Raw genomic sequence first — 16,298 nt, 5'->3', positions numbered from 1 at the left:
ATTTAATTAATTTGAGTATCTTTAAATTTAGTGAATCTCTCTTCAAACTCAAGAGTTACATTGCCTATTGGACCGTGTCGTTGTTTCCCTATTATAATCTGAGCTAAGTGAGCAACTTCATTCATTTTTGCTTGCCACTCTGCATGTTCAACTGTTGCTTCTCTTGGTTCTTTTCTTTGTAAATAATATCCTTCTCTGTAAACAAACATTACAACATCTGCATCCTGTTCAATTGAACCAGACTCTCTAAGATCAGCTAACTGAGGTTTATGATCATCTCTTTGTTCAACTTGTCTTGAAAGTTGAGATAAAGCCACAACAGGAACAGCCAATTCTTTTGCAATTGCTTTTAAACCTTGAGTGATTTGTGAGATTTCTTGAACTCTTCCATCTTTGTTAAAGGTTGTTCCTCTCATTAGCTGAATATAGTCAACTACAATCATATCAAGACCAAATAATCTTTTAATTCTTCTAGCTCTGTTACTCATTGCGGCAATACTAATTGCTGGTGTTTCATCGATATACAATGGAAGTTCAGCAATATTTTTTGAAGTTTCTAAAAATTTATCAAATTGTTCATCTGAAATTCTTCCTCTTCTAATATCATTTGAACTAATTCTTGCTTGTTCTGAAATAATTCTTGTAGATAATTGTTCAGAAGACATTTCTAGTGAAAAGAAAGCGATAGATGATTTTTTTCCACTGTCTTGTAATTTTTGTGCTGCATTAAAGGCAATATTTGTTGCAAGAGATGTTTTACCCATAGAAGGTCGTCCAGCAATAATAATTAAATCTGACTGGTGAAGACCACCTAGTTTATCATCTAAATCTCTAAGACCTGTTGGAACACCTACAATACCTTCCTCATTTTTATAAGCAGCAGATGCCATTTCGATTGTTTGTTTCATGGCTTCATCAAATTTAACTAGTGATGAGTTAAAAGAGCCTTTTTCTGCTAAATCAAATAATAGTCTTTCCGAATTTTCAATAATTGTTTGACCATTGGTATCTAGCTCATTTAGTTTTGCACTATCAATGGTTTGTTCTGAAATTTTAATTAATTCTCGTCTTACAAACATATCATAAATTATTTTTGAGTATTCAACTGCTTGACGAACCGATGTAGAAAATTTTGTAATTTTAACTAGATATTCTGGAACATTTAAATCATCTTTCTCATCCTCAAAATAATTTTTAAGTGTAATAGGGTTAGCAAGCATCCCTTTATAAATTAAACTTTCAATTGCCTCAAAAATTTTTTGATGCATTGGGTCATGAAAATTAATACTTGAAATTATTGTACTAATTTCATCAAAGATATCGTTACTAACTAATATAGATCCAATAACCGCTTGTTCAGCTTCAATGTTATTTGGTAATTCTTTGAATTGATCTTTAACGATGCTTAGATTGTTTTCCATAAATATTAATTTATAGAATTATTTTTTAATTAAAATTAATAATAACTGTTGGGGAAAAGAATGTATAATTATTGGATCGTATCAGCGGATGTAACACTGATTGTAATTTCAGCATCAACTTCTGAGTGCAATGATACTTTCACTTTAAATTTACCTAAAGATTTAATTTCTTCAACTGGTTGTATCATTGAAGGCTTAATATCAATTTTATTTTCATCTTGAATTAGTTTTGATATTTCAGTTGGCTTAACTGAACCATATAATTCATTGTTTTCAGTGCTTAGTTTTTTAACTGCATATTCTTTGCCGTTAATTTGTTCTGAAATTTGAGTAGCTTCTTTCTTTTTCTCGCTATCTTTTTTTGACAAGTCAGCTTTTATCTTTGCAACTTCTGAAATATTTTCCTTTGAAGCGTACAATGCTTTTTTGTTAGCAATTAAAAAATTTCTAGCATAGCCTCTTTTAACGTCTATCACTTCACCGATAGAACCAATTCTCTTGACGTTTTCTAATAAAATAACTTTCATTTCTATATTAATGCTAAGTTTCTAGCTCTTTTAATTGAAAGAGACAATTCTCTTTGTTTCTTTTGAGAAACATTAGTAATTCTTGAAGGTAAAATTTTTCCGTTTTCAGACATATATTTCTTTAGAAGTCTTACATTTTTATAATCAACAGCAGGTGCTCCTTTTGCTGATAGCGGACATGTTTTTTTGAATTTATATTTATTTGGTTGAAAGATACTTAATTTTGCAAAGTTGCTTTGTTTACCTTTTTTATTCCCACTTTGTCTTTTAGGCATAATTAATTTCTGTAGCTTTCTTTTTTATCTTCATCTTCTCTTTTAGCAAAGTAATTAGCTTCTAGATCAAATTTTTTAACTCTTACTGTTAAGTATCTTAATAATTTTTTATCAATTGCTTCATTTTTTTCCAGCTCATCTATTACATTTCCTTTACCTTTAATTTTAAAGTGAATGTAGCTACCTTTTTTATTTTTTTTAATTAAGTATGATAAGTTTAGTAATCCCCAATTTTCAGTTTTAACAATTTCACCCTCATTTTTTTCAACAATTTTAGAATATTTTTCTGTTAATTGCTTAATTTCACTTGGTGAAGTATCTTGTCTAGCTATAATAGTATGTTCGTATAAATTCATTTAAGTTCTTTAATAAAAAGTGAGGATATACTATTATAAATGTTCAATTACAATAGTTAAAAAGGCAAAATAGATAGTTTTTTTTATATGTTTTCAGTAATTTTTCCAGGTCAAGGATCACAAATGGTTGGAATGGGAAAGGAATTCTTTGACAAGTTTGATATTGTTAAAAATCTCTTTAAAGAAGCAGATGATACGCTAAATTTTCCTATATCTAAGCTTATACTAGAGGGCCCTAAAGACAAGTTAGACTTAACGGCAAATACTCAGCCAGCAATTTTTTTAATTAGCTATTCAATTTACAACGTAATTAATAAAGAATTTAATATTGACTTAAGTAAAGCAAAATATTTTGCTGGACATTCTTTAGGAGAATATTCTGCGCTATCATGTGCGGGATATCTAAGTTTTTCTGATACTTTAAAAATCTTAAGAATAAGAGGAGATGCCATGCAAAACTCAGTTCCTAAAGGACAGGGGGGTATGGTTGCAGTATTAGGCTCAACTGTCGAAACAATCGAAAAAATATTAAAAGATAATGAGCAAAATTTAAGCGCTCAAATTGCCAATGATAACTCTGAAGGTCAAATTGTATTAAGTGGAAAAATAGAAGATTTAGATAAATTAATTATAGTTTTAAAAGAAAATAATATTAAGAATATCAAGTTACCAGTAAGTGCACCTTTTCACTGTAATTTGATGAATAAAGCAACAAACATCATGAGCGAAGAACTAAATAAATTGAACTTTATAAAAGGTGACAATAAACTGATTTCAAACGTTACAGCTAAAGAAATATCAAACACCAACGAGCTTAAGGATTTATTAATTAAACAAATTGAAAATAGAGTTCGATGGAGAGAAAGTGTGATTAATATGATTAATAATGATATAAATCATTTTATTGAAATAGGTCCGGGAAAAGTTTTATCAGGTTTGGTTAAAAGAATTAGTAAGGAGGTTAAAATAGACACTATTAATAATCAAGGAGATATTGAAGGTTTAAAAATATGAGTAATTTAGAAAATAAAAATATCATTGTTACTGGTGCATCGGGTGGAATAGGAAACTCTATAATTAAAAAATTAAATGAATCGGGTGCAAATATTTTGGCTTCTGGAACTAGAATTGAAAAGCTAGAAGAGCTTAAAAAAAATTTCAAAAATATTAAGATATTAAGATTTGACATCTCGCAAAGTGATAAAATTGAAGAGTTTGTCGAAAATGCTACTAATGAATTAGGTGGAAGCTTAGATGGTATAGTAAATAATGCCGGAATAACGCAAGATAACCTTGCAATTAGAATGAGTTTGGATGAATGGCAAAAAGTTATAAATATAAACTTAACCTCAACTTTTTTAATGAGTAAATTTGCTATTAAAAAAATGCTTAAAAATAAATCTGGAAAAATTGTAAATATTACTTCTGTAGTAGGCCATACTGGCAATTTAGGACAAGCAAACTACACAGCATCAAAAGCGGGGATTGTTGCTATGTCAAAAAGTCTTGCAATAGAATATGCCAAGAAACATATTAATGTAAATTGTATTTCACCAGGATTTATTAAAACAGCAATGACAGATAAAATTGACGATAAATTTAAAGAGATTATTGTATCAAAAATACCATCTGCACGATTAGGTGAGCCAGATGATATTGCAAATGCTGTGTTATTTTTATGCTCAGATCAGTCTGATTACATAAATGGGGAGACAATACATGTTAATGGAGGCATGTATATGGCTTGACAAAATGGCTTTTTAAACTATTAAGAATTTATAACAAAAAGGATCAATATGTCAGAAGACGTTTCAAGCAAGGTAAAAAAAATTGTAGCTGATCACCTAGGTATTGACGAAGCTAAAGTAACTGAAGAGTCTAGTTTTATAGATGATTTAGGTGCCGATAGTTTGGATACTGTTGAATTAGTGATGGCTTTCGAAGAAGAATTTGGATCTGAAATTTCAGATAGTGAAGCTGAGAAAATTTTAACTGTAGGTGATGCAGTTAAGTTTATCGAAGGAAAAGCGAACTAATAATTCAAATGCCCTCAGAAAATGATGGGGTAATGATTGTTTTATCCTCTCCATCTGGAGCGGGTAAAACCACATTAGTTAAAATGTTGTCTAAAATAGATAACTACGAAGTTTCCATATCACACACAACTCGCCAGCCAAGACCTAATGAGATAAATAATAAAGACTATTATTTTGTTAATGAAAATGAGTTTAAAAGATTAATCAATAATCAGGAATTTCTTGAGTACGCAAAAGTATTTAGTAATTTTTATGGAACCACCAGAACACCAGTAATAGATAGATTAAATAAAGGTAAAAATGTTTTATTTGATATTGATTGGCAAGGTGCAGACCAGATTAAAAATAAAAAGTTAGATTATAAACTAGTAACATTTTTTATTTTGCCTCCTAGTAAAGAAGTTTTATTTGAAAGATTATCTAATAGAGATATGAAGGATAAATTAATTGCCGAAGAAAGAATGAAGCAATTTGGAAGAGATGTCCTGCATTGGATAAACTATGATTATGTAGTTGTTAATGATAATTTAGAAAATTGTTATTCTAAAATTACCAATTTAATTAATGCTGAAATTTCTAACGGATCTAAAGATTATGACTTGGAATATATTCGAAATCATGTTGAAAAATTAACTTCTTAATTTTTCATACTCAATTGTTAATTTATAATAAGTATCAAAATCTAAGTTTTGAGGCCTTAAATTTAAATCTAAATTAAATTTATTGAGCAAATCAGTATTTCCATTAAATATTTGGTTAAATGGTTTTTTTAACATTTTTCTTCTATGACTAAAAAATATTCTTGTAATTTTTTCTAAATTTATTGGATATTTAATTTCAGCAAAGTCTTTTTTAGGAGTAAAGTGAATTAAAGAGCTTTGTATTTTAGGTCTTGGTGAAAAACTTTCAGGCGAGATATCACAAATTTTATTAATATTAAGTCTCCAATTAGCTAAAATTGATAATCTTCCATAAGCAGAAGTGTTAAATTTAGCTATAATTCTGTCTGCTACCTCTTTTTGAAACATTAAAATAAGGTCAGAAAACCAATAATCATCTTTAAAATTTGTAATCCATGTACTTAATATTTCCGTTGAAATATTGTAGGGCAAGTTTCCAAATACTATAACTCTTTTTTTTGATAATGAATTTTCGTCAAATTCAAGAATGTCTTCGTTAAATATTTTAACTCTTTCATCAATTATTTCTTTTAAAGATTCTGCTAAAAAAGCATCTTTTTCAACAAGATATAATTTATTTGGATTTTTTTTTAAAATTTCTCTAGTTAAATTTCCCGTTCCAGGACCAACTTCTAGAATTTCATTATTGGTAATTGATACTGTGTTAATTATTTTATCAATTATATTTTTATCAATTAAGAAATTTTGACCTAAACTTTTTTTTGCTCTAATCACTTAAAAGTCTAGAAATTTAATTGAATTAAGTAAACTTAGATAATTAGATTTATTTTTACCAAGCATAGCCTCATTAGGACCATGATCGGGGGAAACTCTTATAAAAGGAAGACCTATAGTGATGTTAATTGCATCATATTCAAAGAGAGTTTTAATGGGAGCAAGTACTTGATCATGATACATACCAATTATTAAATTAAATTTTTTTCTATTATTTTTTAAGAAAATAGTATCTGCAGCTAATGGTCCTACAATATTATATTTGAGTTTTTGCAATTCTTTAATTGTAGGTAAAATAATACTTTTGTCCTCATTAAAACTATCAATAGTCTCACAATGTGGATTAAGTCCTGTGATACCAATTTTTGGTTGTTTATTAAATTTTTTTTTCCAAAAGTTATCGATAAGTTGTACTTTATTAATTATTTCTAATTTATTAATTTTTTTAGAAACATATTTTATTGGCAGGTGAGTGGTTAAAGGACAAACGGAAAGATTTTTATTATATATTATCATTGCAAACTTATTCGTATTAGTTTTATCAGCAAGATATTCGGTAATTCCATTGTATTTTTTTTTTAAAAAAGTCTTCTTAGAAATAGGCCCATTTATTAATTTATCACTAACATTGTTTTTAAGTAATTTAATCGCTATATCAAAACAGGTAGTAATATAAGGATTTGATTTGGGTGTAATCTTACTAAATCCAGGTGCTTGTCTGAAATCAACATCAATTAAATTTATCTTTTTTAAATTATTTTTTTTTTAATTACCTCAAATTCATTGGTAACATTATAACTAATTTTCTTTTTTAAAATTTTAGCTTGATTCATAATCAATTTTTTTGATGCGATTAAAATAATAGGAGAATTGATTTTATTTTTTATAACTTTAAAAAAAAGTTCAAAAAAAACACTATTTGGCTCACCTGCTACAATTATAATTGGTTTATAATTCACTGATTTTTAAATCTTTTTTAATTCTATTAAAATAAATTTTTGAATATTGATTTAATTGATAATTTTTTTCAAAATCTTCTAATTTTTTGAATTCTTTTTCAACATCAATCTTAATTTTAGTATTTTTTATTTCATTAATTTTCAAAATTAAAAAACCACCTGGAACAACTATAGGTTTTGTAAATTCATTAATTTCTAAATTACTTATTGCTGCTATAATGTTTTTGTTAAGTGAACTTTCGTTAATCCAATCTAGTTTACCTCCAAAATTTGATGTTGTAGATAAGCTGTATTCAAGAGCTGCAAAATCAAAACCTTTGTTTTTTATTACCTGACTAATTTCCATAAATTTATTATCTAATTCATTAATATTTTTAATTTCAAAATAAATTTCAGATAATAATAATGATTTCAAAAATTTATTATTATTATTTTCAATTTTATCTCTTAATTTTTTTTTATTAATTTTAACTTTTGAAGAAAACTTTATTAAAATTAATTCATTCCATAAAGCTTCGATTGCTAGTTTATTTTTGACATTTTCAAAATTAATATCATTGTTATCTAAATATTCTTTAAAATCATATAAGTTGGTAAAACCAATTTTAGAATAAATATTTTTTAAAATTTGATCTTGGATTTTTTGTGGTATTTTAGGGTTGTTAAAATTATTTTCAATTTCAATTTTTTTGATTCTTTCTTGCATAATTGATCTTTTTGAAAATTTAAGAATATCTTCCTTTTTAGAATTTTTTATACTTGGATTCATTGCAACCAAATAATTATATTCATTAATTACGTCTAGGCTTGTAATGATCTGGTCCTCAATTTTTACCAATATTTTATTTTCAAGACTAATTGAACTTGTATTGTATATAAAAAAAACAAGTGTCAAAAATGCTAAATATTTGTTTTTTATCATCTATTATCTAAACCATCCCTTTATACCGCTTTGTCCAGGTGTTTTTTTATAAATTTCTCTCTCATATGTCGTCAGTGGAATCAATGTGATTGAAAAAAATAAATCCTCAGTTGGCTTTAAGTCATTATCCTGATAAAAACTTTTATTAAACTTTAATGCTGCTGTTAAACAATCATTTTTATACTCGTAACTAAGATCGTAATATTCTGTTAAGTTAATATTTTTGTTCCTTCTTGTTGAAAATTTTAAAGAGGTATTATTATTAATCTGATATTCTGTGACATTAGAAAGTAAATGAGTTGATCCAATCTCATTCCTTTGTTCAATAAAATTAAAAGTTGTTATAAAATTATTTATAGAAATTTCGGTTTCAATTGAATTAGAATTTATAGTTTTCATATCGTTGTCTAATGAGAAATCATAAGTTAAATTAACATTATCAAATAATCGGTTGTTGATTGATCCAAACAAATCTGAATTTTTTTTATTGAGAGTTGAACTTATTGGAATATCATTTTCATTTTGATCTCTTATTACTGTCGCTAATTTAAGCTCTAAATATTTATCTTTTGTTTCTTCTGATTGGTTTTTTTCTAGTTGATCAAATTTATAATCTATACCAAGTGTAAGAGATCTTCCTGCTTCAAAATCATTTGATATGCCAAGTCTATTTGTATCAAATACATTGTTCGCATTTATATTTGCTGATGATCCACTATAATTATCCATGTTGTTTCCTGGATTTATTCTAAGAGATACTTTGGGAGTAAGCGTTTCTTTAATCATATCTTTTGATCTAATTAATGGAAAAGATGAATCAATTTTTACAGTGCTTTTTCCATCTATTTGTGCATTAGATGTGTATATTGTATCATTTTTTCCAACAGCATTTAAATTCTTAAAGTATAAGTCAAAATTGTTTTTAAATCCTAATTTTGATATAAGATCATTTGAACTATAGTTAAAGTCATTCACAAGAGTAGTTCTTAGATTATTTGTATTTGAAAGTTTGTTAGTTCCAGTTGAATAAAAATTTAGGGAGCCATTTATTGAATTGTCTGCAATAATTGGTGTCAAATTTTTTGAAAAATCGTAATAAGGTAAAGTATATTGATATCTATCACTGTGTTTTGTTCCTAAATTTTCATAAACCTCAATACCTGTTGTTAAGTGCTGATCTTCTTTCTCTAGGTATAATTTTAAGTTTGAATTCATTGTTGTTTGATTTCCTGGCATTACAGGAGTATCAAATAAATTATTTTGAAAAACTTTAAGGTATGTATCGTTAGTAACTTTTTCAATTTGAGCATCAAATTTACTCTCTAGATAATCTGGTTTTTTTAAATCATTTGAATAATTTAAAAATAAATGATTTATGTTTTTAGTTTTATTTTTTGAGCCTGTCAGAGATTTATAATCTCTAACAAAAGCAATATCTGCGATGAGCGAGGAATTTTCACTTTTCTTTCTAAATTCACTTTGTAGGATGTATTTTTCTTTTTCAAATTTAGTAAGTTTTTCAAAAAATGTTGGTTTTATTGTTAAATCTTTGTCATGACCTAAAGTTTTAAAATAGGGAATATACAATGATGAACCTAAGGTTTCAGAATTATTAAATTGTGGTTGTAAAAACCCACTTCTTCTTTTTACTGATGGATCGGGGTGAAAAAACTTTGGAAAATATAAAACAGGTACATCATAAATTTTTAGAATTGCATTTTTATAAATCATATCCTTTTTGATTTTGTCATGGGTTATTTTTTCTGCTTTTATGCTCCAAGGAGGACAATTATCATTAAGTTTACAGCTGGTAAAAATTCCATTATTAACAACAGTTTTGTTTTTATCGCTCAATGAAGATGAGCCATATATTCTTGGATCTTGATTCTCGTCATCAAATACATCTTTATGAGTTTTAATCTTAGTTTCTTTGGCTAAATGGCTTTTATTTTTAAAATTAAAAAACCCTTCTGAAAAAAAATATTGGTCAATTTTATTTCCTTCAACTTTTGCTAAAACCTCAACTTCTTTACCCACAAGTAATTCTTCATTAATATTGTACGTAAAGTTTTTGAGTTTATAAATATTTCCACTTTTATCTTCTACTGAGGATTTTTTTTGAGAAATTAAATTACCTAAACTTCTATAATAAGAAACATTTTCTGAATTAAATTCATATTTATTTTCAACTAAAGCTTTAGTTTTACCTTTTGTAAAAATTTTCTCCTCATTTTTAGAGTAGGTGATTTCATCAGCATAAATAGTTGTGTCTTTTTCAAAATCGGTAGCTACAGCATTTTTTTTTGCTTCAAATACGTTTTTAATTTTGTCATATTCTAGATTAGATGCTGTAATTGTATTATTATCATTTACAGCTTTTGAATTACCGACTGTAAATATTTTTTCTTCATTTTTAAGGTAAATTGCTTTGTCAGTAGTAATGATTATATTCTTTATTTTATCTGAATATTTTACATTACCAGATGTTTCTAAAATATTTGTTAGTTTGTTATAGAAAAATTTTTCAGCAGTAATTGTACTACCATCTTCAGATGTGGCTGTACCACCTTTATAACCATTAATTTGATTTCCATTTTCTAAAACTTCAATTTCAGTAACATTAAATACAAATGGTTCATTTGCACAGCCATTTTTCGATAAAAGAAAAAAACAAAAAAATACCAATATATAACTTTTCAATTTATTTCTCATTTATGTTCACCAACATTATCAAATTTATTAAACTTAAGAATATAATTGGTGTCCATATTGATACTATTAAAGGAAGTTTTTCAGTTGATCCCATTACATTAAAAAAATTATTTATATAATAAATTATAACTGAAAAAAATAGACCAATTATTATCTTTAATACTTTGCTGCTAGTTTTTTTGGTATTAAGCATTATGATTGAAGATAGAATTGTCATTATTACTAAAAATAAAGGATATGTCGTAACTTTATAAAGCTGCATGTCAACATCTACAGTAGAATAATTTAATGATTTATAGTTATTTCTTAAATCAATAAGTTTTAGCAAAGATAATGAAGATAAGTTTGAAAATAAACTTTCAATTCTCTTTTGATTAAAATTGGATCTAAATTTTATTAAATCACTTTTTTGACTTATGTTATTTTCAAAAATTGTAGCATCAAAAATTAACCATTCATTATCCTTAATATCAATTTTGTTACTTTTTAGACTTCTGATTAAATTAAAGTTCTCATCAAAAGTTGTTATGAAAGTATTAGTTAAAAAATTATTATCAATTTTTGATGAATTTATAATACTAGTTTGGTTATTGACAACATCCCTCATCCATAATCCATTTTTGTTTATAACTGCCAGGTAAAGTTTATCCTCAGAAAACTGATTTTTAACTTGTAGATAATAATGTTGTAAATTTGAAGAGAGTGAATAGAACAGTGTTATAGTAAGAATTCCAATAAAAAAACTAATAAAACTAAGTATATAAATTATCTTAATATTTTTTAACCCAGAATATTTAAAAATATTTATTTCATCGTTATTAAATAACTTAAGAAAAAAAAATTGTGTTGCTATTAAAAAGATAAAAGGAAACATTTCAAAAATTACAGAAGGAGAACTCATTAAGGATAAATAAACAGGATATAGTGGATTAACTTCTTTATTACTCAAAAACTCAACTTCTTTCAAAATATTTAAAATGAATACAAGACTAATCATTACATAGAAAACGTTAAGAAATGACTTTATAAATCCATTAACTAAAAATTTTGTATATGTTTTCATATTATAATTTTCTAAAAGATAATTTTAATTTATAGATAAATATAAAGTAAATGATCAAAGTAATGATAAATGGCAAAATTGAGATTAAAATATTTTTAGTCAAATTATTAGTAATATAACCAAGTGAACTTTCAGATAAAACAATTATTCCAAAACCTGCAAAAAAAACAAAAAATTTATTTTTGTTATATTTTTGATTTTCTTTTGTAATTAAAATTAATAATAAGGAAATCAAAATTAATACAGGCAAATAAAAAGGACTTATCAATCGTTTAAATAATTCTTTGTAAATATTTCTGGGTGACTTACAAATTATTGTGTCTTTTATTTTTATCCCAAAAATAGATTGTATACATTTTATCAGGGTAAAAGTTGTTTGATCTTGAATTTTTTCATAAGTAATGAGATGTGAGTTCATATTTGTAAGTCCAAAATCTGATTTAGAAAAATTAAAGTTTGTAATATTTTCACCATTTTGTGTTAAGGTTTGACCATCATAAAGAACTAAAACTCTTTTATTACCTTTTAATTCGAAAATTCCCTTTTTGGCAAATGTAATTTGAAATCCTTTTTTTTTATTATTTTTAATATAAATATTTTTAAATTCTTCATTATCATCTTTATCTTCAGCAAATATTGTTAGTCCCTTGATGGTATCATTAAATTTTTTTGGTTTTATTAACTCTTCAAAATAATCTACATTTGAAGTTCTTAATTTTGATCTAGCCATTTCCTGGGATTTTGGAACAAGAATTGATAGAAGTATCATTTGGATCAACATAATTAAAATTGAAATCCAGAAAAAAAAATTTACTATACTTATTTTATCAACACCATGGTTCCAAAAAATAATTAATTCGTTGTTAGCCTCATATTTAATGAAAGTGTAGGAAAAGCTAAAAAAAAGTGCAAAGGGAAGAATTCTACTAATAATTTTAGGAAAATTAAGCAAAGTATAATTGAAATAAACATTATAATTCCTACCATCCTCAATCATAATATCTAAAAAATTTACTGCTTGAAAAACCCAAATGATTGTACCGATACCAAATAAAGCTAAAAAGAAAAATGTTAAACAATCTAGTAGCAGCTTTCTGAATATAATTTTTTTCATTGAATTTTCTAAATTTTAACAATATATAGCATTCTACTCGTAAGGAGTGTATTTAAATTTATGACTGTTCAAATTAATTATAGAAATAGTAGTTCAAAAAAAGTTTCATCAAACCTTGTCTTATTTGTTGATGAAAATTTCAATATTAGTGGATTAAAAAAAAATATTTCAAATTCTGAATTTTTATACATTTCAGACTTATTAAAAAATAGTGACTTAAAAAAAGATTTACTTGTTTTTGAAATTAACTCAAAAAAAACAATATTTTTAGTATCTATTAAAAAAAACATTAAAACCACTGATATAGAAAATTTAGGCGCTAAATTTCATGGTTATATAAATTTTGATAATAAAAATGATTACTTTATAAATTCAGATACTGTTAAAAGTAAAATAGAAAATTTTGTAGGATATTTTTTACATGGTTTAAAATTAAAATCTTATGTATTCGATATTTATAAATCAAAAAAAGATAAAAAGTCTGTTTCTATAAATATTATTGGAAATAAAAATAAAATATCTACACAGGATCTATTAAAATTTAAAGCATTAGAAGAAGGAACTTTTTTTGCAAGAGATCTTGTTTCTGAACCAGGTAATATTTTACATCCTGATGAATATGCAAAAAGAATAAATTCCCTTAAAAAATTCGGATTAAAAATTAATATATATGATGAAAAAAAATTAAAAAAACTTGGAATGAATGCTTTGCTTGGTGTTGGCCAAGGTAGCATTAGAGGATCATATCTTGTCACAATGGAATGGAATGGTGCAAAAAATAATTCCAAACCTTTAGCCTTTGTTGGGAAAGGTGTTTGTTTTGATACAGGTGGTATTTCACTTAAGCCTGCTAAGTTTATGGAAGATATGACTTATGATATGGCAGGTTCTGCTACAGTGGTTGGATTAATGAAAAACTTAGCTGTAAGAAAAGCAAAGATTAATGCTGTTGGTGTTGTAGGGCTTGTAGAAAATATGCCAGGTGGAAACGCTCAACGACCTGGTGATATTGTTAAATCATATAGTGGTAAAACAATTGAAATATTAAACACAGATGCAGAAGGTAGATTGGTTTTAGCCGATGCTCTTACTTTCACTGAAAAAAAATTTAAACCTAAATTTATGATTGATTTAGCAACACTTACAGGTGCAATTATAGTTTCTCTTGGATCAGAATATGCTGGCCTTTTTTCAAACGATGATAAATTATCTAATCAATTATTAGAAGCTGGAGATAAAGTAGATGAAAAGTTGTGGAGAATGCCACTTCACAAAAATTTTGATAAATTAATAAACTCTAAAAATGCTGATATGCAAAATATTAATTATGTTGGTGGAGCAGGATCAACTACCGCAGCACAATTTTTACAAAGATTTGTTTTAAACAAAACACCTTGGGCGCATTTAGATATAGCTGGTATGGCTTTTTCAAAATATGGTGGAGCATTAAATTCAGGTGGTGCAACAGGCTATGGTGTAAGATTATTAAATAAACTAATAGAGGATGATTATGAGTAATACTGAAAAAACATTATCAATTATCAAACCAGACGCTGTCGAGAGAAATTTAGACAATGAAATAAAGGAAATGTTTAAAAATAAAGGGTTTTCAATTGTAAAAGAAAAGAAAATTCAAATTGAAAAATCAGAAGCTGAAAAATTTTATAAGGTTCATGAAACAAAACCATTTTATAATGACCTTTGTTCTTATCTGTCCTCTGGACCAATTGTAGTCATGATACTTGAGAAAGAAAATGCAGTATTAGGCAACAGGGAGTTAATGGGTGCTACTAATCCAAATGATGCAGAAGAAGGAACTATCAGAAAAAGGTATGGAATTTCTATTGATAAAAATTCTGTACATGGATCAGATAGTGTTGAAAACGCAAAAATTGAAATAGACTTCTTCTTTAGAGACTAAGTATCTTCATAATAGCTGCTGGATAAAGTTTATGCTCTTGCATTAAAACCCTTTTTGCTAAAGTTTTAGGGGTATCTAATTTTTTAATTCTAACTTTCTTTTGATTTATAATTCTACCTGAATCAAGTTTAGAATTTACAAAGTGAACAGTGCATCCAGAATATTTGTCATTGTTTTTGATTGCTTTTTCGTGAGTATTAAGCCCTTTATATTTTGGAAGAAGAGAAGGGTGAATATTAAGGATTTTTCCTTTAAAATTATTAATAAAACTCTTGGATAAAATTTTCATAAAACCAGCAAGACAAATTAAATCAATATTATTTTCTTTTAATTCATTGATAACTTTTTTTTCAGATAAAGAATTTTTAAAATCAAATACTTTTTTTTTGATTTTGTAAATTTTCGAATATTTCAAGCCTTTAGCTTTAGAATTATTAGAAATTATCATCTTAATGATAATTGGTGATTTTTTAAGCTCTGAAAATTTGATGAGACTTTTTAAATTACTACCAGTTCCAGAAATAAAAATTGCTGTTTTAATTTTATTAGATCCAGTTGACAGAGCCATTTAGTTTAACTTTATCTTTAAATTTTTTAGTAATTTTTCCTATAACATACGGTTTAAAATTATTAGTAAAATATCCTTTAATTTTACTAAATTTTTTTGGATTAATTATTAAACAAAAACCAACACCGCAATTGAAAGTTTTTAGCATTTCTTTATCAGATATACCATTTTTATATAACCATTTGAAAATTTTAGATGTTTTTATTTTTTCTAAATTTATTTCTGCTGAAAAATTATCTGGAATTACTCTTTTAATATTATCAGCTAATCCACCCCCAGTAATATTGGCGCATCCATTAATCAAGTTTTTATCTATTAATTTTAAAACTTCACTTACATAAATTTTAGTTGGTTTGATTAATTCTTTTTTTAAAAATTTATTTTTTTGGATGTCTATTTTTTTTTGCTTAAGAAGATAACGCACTAAAGAATACCCGTTTGAATGCAAACCACTTGAAGGAATAGCCAAAATTAAATCATTATTTTTAATTTTATTTTTACTTAAAATTTTATCTTTACCAACAATTCCTACTGCAAAACCTGCAATATCGAATTTGCCTTTTTCATATGTGCCAGGCATCTCAGCTGTTTCTCCACCAACTAATTCACATTGTGACAGCTTACAACCTTTTACAATGCCTTTAATGATTGATTTTAATTTTTTTAAATCAATTTTATTTATAGAAATGTAATCTAGAAATAGTAGAGGCTTTGCACCTTGAACAATTAAATCGTTCACACTCATTGCAACTAAATCAATTCCAATAGTGTCATATTTATTGAGCATATTTGCGATTTCAACTTTTGTACCAACACCATCTGTGCAGGCAACAATTTTAGGTTGTTTTATTTGATTTGGAATGTCTGATATAGAACCAAATCCACCAATATTTGAAAACTTTTTTTTGCCTCTTTTTTTTGATGAAACAGATGAAATGAAATTAACAAATTTATCAGCAGCATTTATGTTAACTCCACTTTTTTTATAGGTTATTAATTTATTATTCAT

At 26.0% G+C, this 16,298-nt stretch carries 19 protein-coding genes; 6 read left to right on the top strand and 13 right to left on the bottom strand.

From position 1 onward, the window contains the following. Positions 1 to 2: 2 nt before the first annotated feature. The 4 genes from ACIJYA_RS04835 to rpsF all read right to left on the bottom strand — a co-directional run bounded on the left by ACIJYA_RS04835 (position 3) and on the right by rpsF (position 2,579). Positions 3 to 1,421, bottom strand: coding sequence for a replicative DNA helicase (locus ACIJYA_RS04835; protein ID WP_435087648.1), 1,419 nt, complete (start codon positions 1,419 to 1,421; stop codon positions 3 to 5). Positions 1,422 to 1,489: 68 nt separating this feature from the next. Next, positions 1,490 to 1,948, bottom strand: coding sequence for a 50S ribosomal protein L9 (gene rplI, locus ACIJYA_RS04830; RefSeq protein ID WP_435087647.1), 459 nt, complete (start codon positions 1,946 to 1,948; stop codon positions 1,490 to 1,492). 2 nt (positions 1,949 to 1,950) lie between these two features. Beyond that, positions 1,951 to 2,223, bottom strand: coding sequence for a 30S ribosomal protein S18 (gene rpsR / locus ACIJYA_RS04825; protein ID WP_435085215.1), 273 nt, complete (start codon positions 2,221 to 2,223; stop codon positions 1,951 to 1,953). Between the two features lie 2 nt (positions 2,224 to 2,225). After that, positions 2,226 to 2,579 carry a 30S ribosomal protein S6 gene (rpsF, locus tag ACIJYA_RS04820; protein WP_435087645.1) on the bottom strand — a complete coding sequence of 118 codons (354 nt, stop codon included), beginning with the start codon at positions 2,577 to 2,579 and terminating at the stop codon, positions 2,226 to 2,228. Positions 2,580 to 2,666: 87 nt separating this feature from the next. Here rpsF and fabD point away from each other — a divergent pair, with 87 nt between their 5' ends. From fabD to gmk, 4 genes are read left to right on the top strand one after another with little or no spacing between them, the layout of a single operon-like run. Then, positions 2,667 to 3,593: an ACP S-malonyltransferase gene (fabD, locus tag ACIJYA_RS04815; RefSeq protein WP_435087643.1), complete on the top strand. Its 927-nt coding sequence runs from the start codon at positions 2,667 to 2,669 to the stop codon at positions 3,591 to 3,593. Continuing rightward, positions 3,590 to 4,327 carry a 3-oxoacyl-ACP reductase FabG gene (gene fabG, locus ACIJYA_RS04810; protein WP_435087642.1) on the top strand — a complete coding sequence of 246 codons (738 nt, stop codon included), beginning with the start codon at positions 3,590 to 3,592 and terminating at the stop codon, positions 4,325 to 4,327. The genes fabD and fabG overlap by 4 nt, the downstream gene beginning before the upstream one ends. A 48-nt stretch (positions 4,328 to 4,375) precedes the next feature. After that, positions 4,376 to 4,615, top strand: coding sequence for an acyl carrier protein (locus ACIJYA_RS04805; protein WP_008544320.1), 240 nt, complete (start codon positions 4,376 to 4,378; stop codon positions 4,613 to 4,615). A gap of 8 nt (positions 4,616 to 4,623) precedes the next feature. Next, complete coding sequence (gene gmk / locus ACIJYA_RS04800; protein ID WP_435087640.1) at positions 4,624 to 5,256, top strand: guanylate kinase; 633 nt, start codon at positions 4,624 to 4,626, stop codon at positions 5,254 to 5,256. Here gmk and rsmA read toward each other — a convergent pair. Genes rsmA through ACIJYA_RS04765 form a run of 7 tightly spaced genes read right to left on the bottom strand, consistent with a single transcriptional unit; the run spans position 5,245 to position 12,800 of the window. Further along, a complete protein-coding gene (gene rsmA / locus ACIJYA_RS04795) occupies positions 5,245 to 6,030 on the bottom strand; it encodes a 16S rRNA (adenine(1518)-N(6)/adenine(1519)-N(6))-dimethyltransferase RsmA (RefSeq protein WP_435087639.1) in 786 nt (261 codons plus the stop codon). The two genes, gmk and rsmA, sit on opposite strands and share 12 nt — an antisense overlap. After that, a complete protein-coding gene (locus ACIJYA_RS04790; RefSeq protein WP_435089266.1) occupies positions 6,031 to 6,726 on the bottom strand; it encodes a 4-hydroxythreonine-4-phosphate dehydrogenase PdxA in 696 nt (231 codons plus the stop codon). Between the two features lie 53 nt (positions 6,727 to 6,779). Then, a complete protein-coding gene (locus tag ACIJYA_RS04785; RefSeq protein ID WP_435087637.1) occupies positions 6,780 to 6,989 on the bottom strand; it encodes a hypothetical protein in 210 nt (69 codons plus the stop codon). Beyond that, complete coding sequence (locus tag ACIJYA_RS04780; protein WP_435087635.1) at positions 6,979 to 7,911, bottom strand: peptidylprolyl isomerase; 933 nt, start codon at positions 7,909 to 7,911, stop codon at positions 6,979 to 6,981. Before ACIJYA_RS04780 ends, ACIJYA_RS04785 begins: the two co-directional genes overlap by 11 nt. 3 nt (positions 7,912 to 7,914) lie before the next feature. After that, positions 7,915 to 10,623 carry an LPS-assembly protein LptD gene (locus ACIJYA_RS04775; protein ID WP_435087633.1) on the bottom strand — a complete coding sequence of 903 codons (2,709 nt, stop codon included), beginning with the start codon at positions 10,621 to 10,623 and terminating at the stop codon, positions 7,915 to 7,917. Then, the gene (locus ACIJYA_RS04770; RefSeq protein WP_435087631.1) at positions 10,613 to 11,686 is read right to left on the bottom strand and encodes an LptF/LptG family permease; all 1,074 of its coding nucleotides are present in this window, start codon (positions 11,684 to 11,686) and stop codon (positions 10,613 to 10,615) included. The genes ACIJYA_RS04775 and ACIJYA_RS04770 overlap by 11 nt, the downstream gene beginning before the upstream one ends. Before the next feature lies 1 nt (position 11,687). Next, a complete protein-coding gene (locus tag ACIJYA_RS04765) occupies positions 11,688 to 12,800 on the bottom strand; it encodes an LptF/LptG family permease (protein ID WP_435087629.1) in 1,113 nt (370 codons plus the stop codon). Positions 12,801 to 12,860: 60 nt separating this feature from the next. Between ACIJYA_RS04765 and ACIJYA_RS04760 the strand changes: the two genes are divergently transcribed. After that, entirely contained in the window at positions 12,861 to 14,318 is a 1,458-nt protein-coding gene (locus ACIJYA_RS04760) for a leucyl aminopeptidase (protein ID WP_435087627.1), read from the top strand. Continuing rightward, on the top strand, positions 14,311 to 14,721 hold the full coding sequence (gene ndk, locus ACIJYA_RS04755) for a nucleoside-diphosphate kinase (protein ID WP_435087625.1): 411 nt from the start codon (positions 14,311 to 14,313) through the stop codon (positions 14,719 to 14,721). Before ACIJYA_RS04760 ends, ndk begins: the two co-directional genes overlap by 8 nt. On the opposite strand, the gene purN is transcribed toward ndk, so the two are convergent. Then, complete coding sequence (purN, locus tag ACIJYA_RS04750) at positions 14,711 to 15,289, bottom strand: phosphoribosylglycinamide formyltransferase (RefSeq protein ID WP_435087623.1); 579 nt, start codon at positions 15,287 to 15,289, stop codon at positions 14,711 to 14,713. The two genes, ndk and purN, sit on opposite strands and share 11 nt — an antisense overlap. Further along, on the bottom strand, positions 15,267 to 16,298 hold the full coding sequence (purM, locus tag ACIJYA_RS04745; protein WP_435087621.1) for a phosphoribosylformylglycinamidine cyclo-ligase: 1,032 nt from the start codon (positions 16,296 to 16,298) through the stop codon (positions 15,267 to 15,269). The genes purN and purM overlap by 23 nt, the downstream gene beginning before the upstream one ends.

It is taken from the genome of Candidatus Pelagibacter bacterium nBUS_29 (assembly GCF_051200905.1).
Taxonomy (GTDB): Bacteria; Pseudomonadota; Alphaproteobacteria; order Pelagibacterales; family Pelagibacteraceae; genus Pelagibacter.
This window is presented reverse-complemented; position numbering and strand designations above follow the sequence as displayed.

Bases quoted from the DNA above. Each gene is read 5' to 3' on its own strand.
- ACIJYA_RS04835 (WP_435087648.1), bottom strand. From the start codon at position 1,421: ATGGAAAACAATCTAAGCATCGTTAAAGATCAATTCAAAGAATTACCA.
- rplI (WP_435087647.1), bottom strand. From the start codon at position 1,948: ATGAAAGTTATTTTATTAGAAAACGTCAAGAGAATTGGTTCTATCGGT.
- rpsR (WP_435085215.1), bottom strand. From the start codon at position 2,223: ATGCCTAAAAGACAAAGTGGGAATAAAAAAGGTAAACAAAGCAACTTT.
- rpsF (WP_435087645.1), bottom strand. From the start codon at position 2,579: ATGAATTTATACGAACATACTATTATAGCTAGACAAGATACTTCACCA.
- fabD (WP_435087643.1), top strand. From the start codon at position 2,667: ATGTTTTCAGTAATTTTTCCAGGTCAAGGATCACAAATGGTTGGAATG.
- fabG (WP_435087642.1), top strand. From the start codon at position 3,590: ATGAGTAATTTAGAAAATAAAAATATCATTGTTACTGGTGCATCGGGT.
- ACIJYA_RS04805 (WP_008544320.1), top strand. From the start codon at position 4,376: ATGTCAGAAGACGTTTCAAGCAAGGTAAAAAAAATTGTAGCTGATCAC.
- gmk (WP_435087640.1), top strand. From the start codon at position 4,624: ATGCCCTCAGAAAATGATGGGGTAATGATTGTTTTATCCTCTCCATCT.
- ACIJYA_RS04780 (WP_435087635.1), bottom strand. From the start codon at position 7,911: ATGATAAAAAACAAATATTTAGCATTTTTGACACTTGTTTTTTTTATA.
- ACIJYA_RS04775 (WP_435087633.1), bottom strand. From the start codon at position 10,623: ATGAGAAATAAATTGAAAAGTTATATATTGGTATTTTTTTGTTTTTTT.
- ACIJYA_RS04770 (WP_435087631.1), bottom strand. From the start codon at position 11,686: ATGAAAACATATACAAAATTTTTAGTTAATGGATTTATAAAGTCATTT.
- ACIJYA_RS04765 (WP_435087629.1), bottom strand. From the start codon at position 12,800: ATGAAAAAAATTATATTCAGAAAGCTGCTACTAGATTGTTTAACATTT.
- ACIJYA_RS04760 (WP_435087627.1), top strand. From the start codon at position 12,861: ATGACTGTTCAAATTAATTATAGAAATAGTAGTTCAAAAAAAGTTTCA.
- ndk (WP_435087625.1), top strand. From the start codon at position 14,311: ATGAGTAATACTGAAAAAACATTATCAATTATCAAACCAGACGCTGTC.
- purN (WP_435087623.1), bottom strand. From the start codon at position 15,289: ATGGCTCTGTCAACTGGATCTAATAAAATTAAAACAGCAATTTTTATT.
- purM (WP_435087621.1), bottom strand. From the start codon at position 16,298: ATGAATAATAAATTAATAACCTATAAAAAAAGTGGAGTTAACATAAAT.